The sequence below is a fragment of the Nosocomiicoccus sp. HMSC059G07 genome, from assembly GCF_001815515.1.
Lineage (GTDB): Bacteria > Bacillota > Bacilli > Staphylococcales > Salinicoccaceae > Nosocomiicoccus > Nosocomiicoccus ampullae_A.
In genome coordinates this window covers 1-264 of record NZ_KV820871.1, presented here as the reverse complement: position 1 = coordinate 264, position 264 = coordinate 1, and the positions used below count along the sequence as shown (strand labels likewise).

At 37.1% G+C, this 264-nt stretch carries 1 pseudogene; it reads right to left on the bottom strand.

The window, feature by feature from the left end:
- Positions 1-264, bottom strand: a pseudogene (locus HMPREF3029_RS08345) (tRNA 4-thiouridine(8) synthase ThiI); the annotation flags it as partial.

The following is a 264-nucleotide window of genomic DNA, read 5'->3' as shown; positions in this document are numbered from 1 at the left end:
GTATTTTATCGTAAATAGTCGTTTGAATATTTGTGAATGGTACGATATGCATTTTAATATCGACACCTGTTTTATCTGCCATAATGTCTACGAGTGTTTTTACTTTTTCTAACGACTGCTCACTCGTATATGGTGGTGAGAAAAAGTGAATCGCTTCAATTTCAACACCTCTTCGCATTATTTCAAATCCTGCGACTGGACTATCAATCCCACCAGAAAGCATTAAAACTGTTTTACCACCTGTTCCAAGTGGTAATCCACCGA